This is a genomic window from Blautia sp. MCC270 (assembly GCF_018785605.1).
GTDB lineage: Bacteria > Bacillota > Clostridia > Lachnospirales > Lachnospiraceae > Blautia_A > Blautia_A fusiformis.
Genome location: NZ_WQQD01000046.1, coordinates 1 through 7,070 on the forward strand (window position 1 = coordinate 1; position 7,070 = coordinate 7,070).

General features: G+C 46.3%; 6 protein-coding genes. 1 reads left to right on the top strand and 5 read right to left on the bottom strand.

Annotated elements, in window-relative coordinates; all coding sequences use genetic code 11:
• Window positions 1-168 precede the first annotated feature (168 nt).
• Window positions 169-756 carry a cytidylate kinase-like family protein gene (locus GPK58_RS11075; RefSeq protein WP_059085584.1) on the top strand — a complete coding sequence of 196 codons (588 nt, stop codon included), beginning with the start codon at window positions 169-171 and terminating at the stop codon, window positions 754-756.
• Between the two features lie 620 nt (window positions 757-1,376).
• Here GPK58_RS11075 and GPK58_RS11080 read toward each other — a convergent pair.
• The 5 genes from GPK58_RS11080 to mgtE form a co-directional block, all read right to left on the bottom strand.
• Complete coding sequence (locus tag GPK58_RS11080; RefSeq protein ID WP_215638652.1) at window positions 1,377-2,483, bottom strand: DUF362 domain-containing protein; 1,107 nt, start codon at window positions 2,481-2,483, stop codon at window positions 1,377-1,379.
• A gap of 202 nt (window positions 2,484-2,685) precedes the next feature.
• Window positions 2,686-3,534 (bottom strand): alpha/beta hydrolase, encoded by an 849-nt coding sequence (locus GPK58_RS11085; protein WP_022427210.1) that lies wholly within the window; start codon window positions 3,532-3,534, stop codon window positions 2,686-2,688.
• A gap of 16 nt (window positions 3,535-3,550) precedes the next feature.
• Window positions 3,551-4,153 (bottom strand): bifunctional phosphoserine phosphatase/homoserine phosphotransferase ThrH, encoded by a 603-nt coding sequence (gene thrH / locus GPK58_RS11090; protein WP_015524708.1) that lies wholly within the window; start codon window positions 4,151-4,153, stop codon window positions 3,551-3,553.
• Window positions 4,154-4,288: 135 nt separating this feature from the next.
• Window positions 4,289-5,680 carry an alanine/glycine:cation symporter family protein gene (locus tag GPK58_RS11095; RefSeq protein WP_022427211.1) on the bottom strand — a complete coding sequence of 464 codons (1,392 nt, stop codon included), beginning with the start codon at window positions 5,678-5,680 and terminating at the stop codon, window positions 4,289-4,291.
• 248 nt (window positions 5,681-5,928) lie between these two features.
• The coding region (gene mgtE, locus GPK58_RS11100; protein WP_215638653.1) for a magnesium transporter at window positions 5,929-7,070 on the bottom strand (1,142 nt) is incomplete at its 5' end.

Sequence of the window (7,070 nt, forward strand, 5' to 3'; positions counted from 1 at the left end):
TTATATTTTCTGTCTGCTGTCATTATTTTTTGTATATATTAAATATTATTTTAAAAATTATATATTATTTTCTGGTATTTTTTACTGAAATATGTTATAAAAGAAGTAAGAAAAACTACCGGAAATCAGATATTCCTGCTTCCGGTCCGAAATAAAGGAGGTATCTTTATGGCAAAACGTATTATCACCATCAATCGTATGTTTGGAAGCAACGGACGCCTTATCGGCAAGACTCTGGCTGAAAACCTAGACATCGGTTTTTATGATAAAGAACTGATTGACATGGCTGCCAAGAAAAACAATATCCCCTTCGACACCCTGGCAAAGGTAGACGAGAAAAAAGCCAGTCAGTGGGTATTTCCCGTTGACAGTGAGCTGCAGTTTACAGATAATTTCTCTTTTGTACCAATGAACGATGTGCTCTATGATCTCCAGAGAAAGATCATCCTGTCTCTTCCGCAGAGAGAGGACTGCGTAATTGTCGGCCGCTGTGCGACCAATATCCTGAAGGATAAATCACTTAAACTTTTTATCCATGCACCTTTTGAGGAAAGAATTCAGAATGTGATACGCCGTACCGGCAGAGAAGAAGCCAGCGCACGGAAGCTGGTCAAAAAAATGGATAAAGAGAGAAAGGCTTACTATGAATACTTTACAGACAGCAAATGGCTGGATATGACACAGTATGATCTCTGTATTGACAGCAGCCGGTTTTCTATGGAGCAGATTATTGAGATTGTAAAGAGATGTCTTTAGGATTCTTTTTTTCTGAAAATTTTTTCTGAAAAATGTTTTTACGCTTTGGAAGCGTAAGTGAAACCGCAGGGGAGGGGAAGCACTCGTAGTTGCGAAAGGCCGTTTCCCCTCCCCTGCACCCCTTCCCTCAGGCCCCGCTAGAAATCGTACGTTTTGGGCTAGAAATCGTACGTTTTGGTCATGTTACGTTACTGACAGGGCGATGGATTCTGCGTTTGTTTAAAACGCCAGGCTGTGCCGATCTCATCGGCATAACACCTTTCAACAAGAAGACGTATCCTTCCCACCATTCCAACACATTGAACAACACCAAAATATTTATCGACCAGACGCTATCCTTCCCACACCTCCAACTGCGGACGCTCAACTCATCAAAACGTAAGGACAGGACACCACGCGTCCGCTTCCACCTCTCCGTCTGAAACGTCAGCCGGGGAAGTGACAGTCCTCCGGGCTGCTACGGAGGAGGGGTGATGATGGTTAGGTTGCGGGAGACGGCGTTATTGCGGAAGGGCCCAGCTGTTTGAGCCGAAGGCGAGTTCTGGGCCCTTCCGCAATGGTTTTAGCCGGCTCACGGAACCTTAGCAGCATCCCCAGACGGAGTCCGGCCCGGAGGACTGTCACTTCCCCGGCGTCCGTTCACCAATATACTCTTTCAAAAACTCATATATATCCCCCTCCAACGGCGGACACCCCTCCACATAATTCTGAAACTTACAGGTACAGTGTCCCACACCAAGCACTCCCGTCTTACCACGATACCCCTGCCCGATGCAGATCTTTTCATCCAGCTTCTCAAAAAGCCCCTCTTCCTTCAGCATCTCCAATGCCGGGATCAGATACCCGTAGCAGGCACTGCAGGATTCCACCTCCTCCACGGCATCTGCAAGCTCCACAACCTTTCTGGATACCGGCATCCTCTGATCCGCACCATCCTCCAGAAATCTGACATCTACTTTGGAAATATCTGAACAGCCCACGCCAAGATCACCTGCCAGCTTCACATAAGGAACCTCAGCTACCTCATAATGCATCATCTGACACACATATGCATCCACAAGAACCGGATCACAGGCAGCCATCACCCGGTTCATCACGACAGGATTTCCGCCATCCTCAAAATCCAGATCCCCGCAGATATTATCCACAACAATAAAGTCCTGCTGTATCCCCATATTCAGATGAGCAATGGGTTTATGAAGCCCCAGAGAATGAAACCGTCTCTTTTCCTTATTTGGGATCAACCCCTTCATATTCTTAAGGGCACAGGTGATCTTTGTCTGACAATGGCCTTTCAGAACCGGCACATTGATCAGAAAATCAAGCTCCTTTACCCGCTCACAGACATTCAGCTCCATTCCGCCGCAGTCCACAGAAATACCCTTATCCTTCTGCATATCCCAGAACGGCACCTGATACTCTTCCTCAAGCCTGTCAAAGCCACAGGTCTCAAAAGCCTCCCTTGTCTTATCTCCTACCCAGGATCCCTCCAGCATCACCATATCCCGGAAGCCATGCTCCTTCAGATACTCGATAATTCCTGCAACCACTTCCGGATGAGTCGTTGCACCCCAGGAAGCCTCTGAAGGAGAAACCAGATTCGGCTTGATCCCGATCTTTTTCTTTCTGTCCCCGATATGAGACTGAAGATCCGCTTTTTCCAGAAGCTCCTTTGTCATTCTTTTATATTCCGTACCACTGGTAATAAAAATCTGATTTTTATCCATAATTATCAAAATTCCTTTCTTTCTGCAATGTGAATGTTGATCCAGATCCACACCAAAGCCCTGCAAAGCTTTTATCATCAGATGAGCCAGACAAAACAGCCGACAAATACAGCAGTCATCACATGCATCACAATCATAAAAAATACCCTCTCTACCGGTTTCCCGATAAAAAGGATATTTTATCCGACACAGCAGTCTCATATTATCTTTCGATCTTTGCCCCGTTCCACCATGGGAATTCTCGGTTCAGCCATTTTCCTGCAAGCTCACTCCATGGTTCGCAGGCTCTTGCGATCCCTCTGCCGTTTTCGTTGGCAGTCAGCTCATTTGCCAGGCCGATCCCATGGGGGCCCTGCGGAAAAACATGATACTCCACTGGAATGCCCTTTTTATAGAGTGCCTGAACAAAGAGAAGTGTATTATCCAGCAGCACCGTCTGATCCTCAAAGGTATGCCAGATAAAGGTTCTGGGTGTATCTTCCGTAACCTGAAATTCCAGAGACATCCGATCTTTCAGCTCCTCATAACGATCTCCCAGAAGATTTCGAAAGCTTTCTTCATGACCAGCTTCCCCTGAAGTGATCACCGGATAATTCAGGATCATGCCATTGGGACGGATCCTCTCGTTTTCCATTCCCGTGATCCCAGCAAGCTCCTCCGTATTCCAGAATACTCCCAGAGAAGCTGCCAGATGGCCACCTGCCGAAAAACCTGACACAATGATCTTATTCTTTTCAATATGCCACTTATCACTGTTCTCTCTGAGAAGAGCTACTGTTTTTGCCAGCTGACGGAGAGCCACCGGATATCTGGCAGGTGCCACACTGTAACGAAGCACCACTGTGTGATAGCCCATTCCCATAAACCGGACAGCAATGGCTTCTGCCTCTCTGTCTGAAGTCATGCAATAAGCTCCGCCCGGACAGATCACTATGACCGGACGCTTCTGTCCCGGATAGAGTTCTTCCGACTCCTGCCAGAAATAGGTCTCTATCCATGCCTCATTATAATCCTTTGTTTTTTCTTCGATCACAATTCTTTCGTTGATCATTCCGGTTTTCCCTTCTTCATTTCATTGCTTCTCTGATCGCTGCAAGAAGTTCATCGTACTCTTCGTAAGCCGGAATTTCCGGATGATCTGCACGGATCTGCTCTGTACTGCGGAAAAGGAAGCCTGCTTTGCTTGCCTGGATCATTCCAAGATCATTGTAGGAATCTCCGCTTGCAATAGTCTCAAATCCCATGGACTGCAGTGCCTTCACAGTTGTCAGCTTGGATTTCTCACAGCGCATCTTAAAGCCTGTGATCTCTCCGTTCTCTGCTACTTCCAGGGAATTACAGAAAAGTGTCGGCCGTCCAAGCTTCTCCATCAGCGGAGTTGCAAACTGTGTAAAGGTATCACTGATCAGTATCACCTGGGAAAAGGATCTCAGCTCATCCAGAAATTCCTTTGCTCCCGGAAGGGGATCAATCTTTGCAATAGTCTCCTGGATCTCTTTCAGTCCCAGACCATGCTCTTTCAGAATTCCAAGTCTCCAGTTCATCAGCTTATCATAATCCGGCTCATCACGGGTTGTTCTCTTGAGTTCCGGGATTCCGCTTGCCTCTGCAAATGCGATCCAGATCTCCGGTACCAGTACACCTTCTACGTCCAGGCATGTAATATACATCTTTCATATCCTCCTCTTGATCCAACTTACCGTTGATATTTCACAGAGTCTGACTTCTTCCGGCTGTCAGAACTCTTTAATCTTTTAGCGCTTTACCCTGATATTACCATATGCTCTCAAGGTCTGTAAACAGTTTTATTTTTTCTTCTTTTCCGATTCATAGATCTTCAGCTCTTTCAGTGCTTTTTCCCCAAGAGGATACAGCATGAAAATATTAAAGATCGTCATCAGGCCGATTCCTACATCTCCCAGATCCCATACAAATGTGTAAGCCGCGATCCCACCGATAAACAGCATCACCAGTGCCAGCACCTTATATCCTGTCTGTGAACCCCAGTTATCACCGAAAAGATAAGCCACATTGCCTCTTGCATAAAACAGGATTCCCAGGAATGTGGAAAAGCTGAACATAAACAGTGTTGCAGCAATAAAGATCACTCCAAACTGCCCCATATGATAATGCATGGCAGTCTGAAGAAGTTCCATTCCGGAAAGCCCCTGTACCAGATCTTCCGGGGCCAGAAGCATGATCATAGCTGTACAGCTGCAGATTACGATCGTATCCACAAATACACCCAGGGCCTGGACAAATCCGGCTTTTACCGGACTGTCACATTCTGCTGCCGCTGCTGCACAGGGAGCGGAGCCGCTTCCCGCCTCATTGGAAAACAGACCTCTTTTTACTCCGTTCATCAGCACGACGCCAAATCCGCCGGCAACAGCCTGACGAAATCCGAAAGCTTCTTCAAAAATCCGTTTAAATACTCCCGGCATACTTCCAAGATTTGTAAATATAATAAACAGCGTGATCACAAAATAAAGCACTGCCATCACCGGCACCAGAAGATCCAGAACTTTAACCGTTGCATTCTTCCGAAGCACGATCACAGCTGCGATCACTACCAGCACGATGGTAGTATACATCGGCGGAATATCAAAAGCATTTTTGAAAGACGCCGTGACGGAATTGCTGATAACCTGACTGATCCCACACCAGCAGATCAGGCCGGAAATGGCAAACAGAACGGAAAGCAGAACCTTTTTTCGTTTTCTGCCCTGTTTTTCTTCCCAGTAACGGTGGATATAGTAGGCAGGACCGCCCCTGTAGCCACCATAAAGAGGATCCTTTTCTTTATAGAGCTGTGCCAGGGTTGCTTCGATAAAAGCAGTAGAGGAACCGATCAGCGCCGTGATCCACATCCAGAATACCGCTCCTGCACCTCCTGCTGAGATCGCAGCTACCACACCGACCAGGTTTCCCATTCCCACACGGGTAGCTGTAGATACGATCAGCGTCTGAAATGCTGAAAGATTATTTTTGTCACTTTTCTTTTCTGACAGGGCTCGTACCATATCCGGAAAAAGACGGATCGGCAGAAGCTTTGTCCTGATGGTAAAATAGATACCGGTCGGAATCAGAAGCAGGATCAGAAGTGAGATTCCCAGCGTACTTCCTCCCGGAAGCGGGATCCTTATCAGATCTCCCCACAGAAATGTATAGACCTTTTCGATCATTGTTACTATCATGTTACTGTTTCCTTTCCCAAATCACCCCATGTGATCGTTTTGTTCTCTTTTTCTGCCCGTTGTTTGTATTTATTTCTGCAACGTTTTAAACGGGCAAAGCGTGTCTTTCATTATAATAGCTTTCTGTTTGTATGTAAAGAAAAATCCCGAATCTTTCGATCCGGAATTTTTTTGTATTGGTAACTTTTCTGTTATTCGACAGATTTCTGATATCTGTCTATTTTTATGAGCATAGCTGCATTTTACTCTCAGCCAGCCAGGTGGAACATCTCGATCAGGAATATCCAGCTCATTCCATAGTATGTTATCACGGCTACAAGGTCATTCATCGTAGTGATCAGAGGACCTGAGGCTACTGCCGGATCCACACCAACCTTTTTGAAAAACAGCGGTATGCAGGTTCCCACTGCACTGGATACCAGCATGGCCACCAGCAGGGATAATCCGATACAGCCGGATACCGCATAGGCAAATACGAGTGTTTTTCCTTTGAATAAGAAAATATACAATCCGATCAGTACAAAAGACAGAATGCCGAGCAAACCACCGTTGCAAAGACCAATCCGCATTTCCTTCAGCACAAGCTCTGCTTTCTGTCTGCCCGTCAGCGTTTCATCCATCAGTACACGGATGGTTACAGCCAGGGACTGGGTTCCAACATTTCCTGCCATATCCAGGATCAGAGACTGAAAGCACATGATGATCGGCAGACAGGTAACTACTTTTTCAAACATTCCCACAACAGAAGATACCACCATACCAAGGCCCAGAAGAACGATCAGCCAAGGCATTCTTTTTTTCATGCTTTCAAAAAGAGGTTCTTTCAGATCTTCCTCTGCAGTCAGACCAGCCAGCTTTGCATAATCCTCTCCCATCTCATCGTCTACCAGATCGATGATCCCTGCGGATGTGATCACTCCAAGGAAACGATTGTCATCGTCCAATACAGGAATGGAATCTTCAGAATAATCCTTCAGCCGTTCCATACAGTCGTCGATCTGCTCAGTACCATACACATATGGATAGGAAGTTACGATCAGCTCTTCCATAGGGTGGTCCTGTCTTGCTGTGATCAGATCCTTCAGATCCAGGGCTCCATAAAACTCCCCTCTGTCCGTCACTGCAAAGATCGTAGAAATATTATCATTATCTGCCGCCTGGGAAACCAGCTCACTCATGGCCTGCTTTACGGTCAGGTTTTCACGGATCACAATGCAGTTCGTTGTCATTCTGCTTCCGATCTCATCCTCATCAAAGGAGCGGATCATTTCAATATCTTTCCGCACCTGTTCATCCAGCAGCTGGATCAGAAGCTTGCGTTTTTCTTTATCGATCTGCTTTAAAACATCTGCCAGGGCATCTGTTTCCATTTTGGAAAGAATGGCTGCCG

Bases quoted from the DNA above. Each gene is read 5' to 3' on its own strand.
- GPK58_RS11075 (WP_059085584.1), top strand. From the start codon at position 169: ATGGCAAAACGTATTATCACCATCAATCGTATGTTTGGAAGCAACGGA.
- GPK58_RS11080 (WP_215638652.1), bottom strand. From the start codon at position 2,483: ATGGATAAAAATCAGATTTTTATTACCAGTGGTACGGAATATAAAAGA.
- GPK58_RS11085 (WP_022427210.1), bottom strand. From the start codon at position 3,534: ATGATCAACGAAAGAATTGTGATCGAAGAAAAAACAAAGGATTATAAT.
- thrH (WP_015524708.1), bottom strand. From the start codon at position 4,153: ATGTATATTACATGCCTGGACGTAGAAGGTGTACTGGTACCGGAGATC.
- GPK58_RS11095 (WP_022427211.1), bottom strand. From the start codon at position 5,680: ATGATAGTAACAATGATCGAAAAGGTCTATACATTTCTGTGGGGAGAT.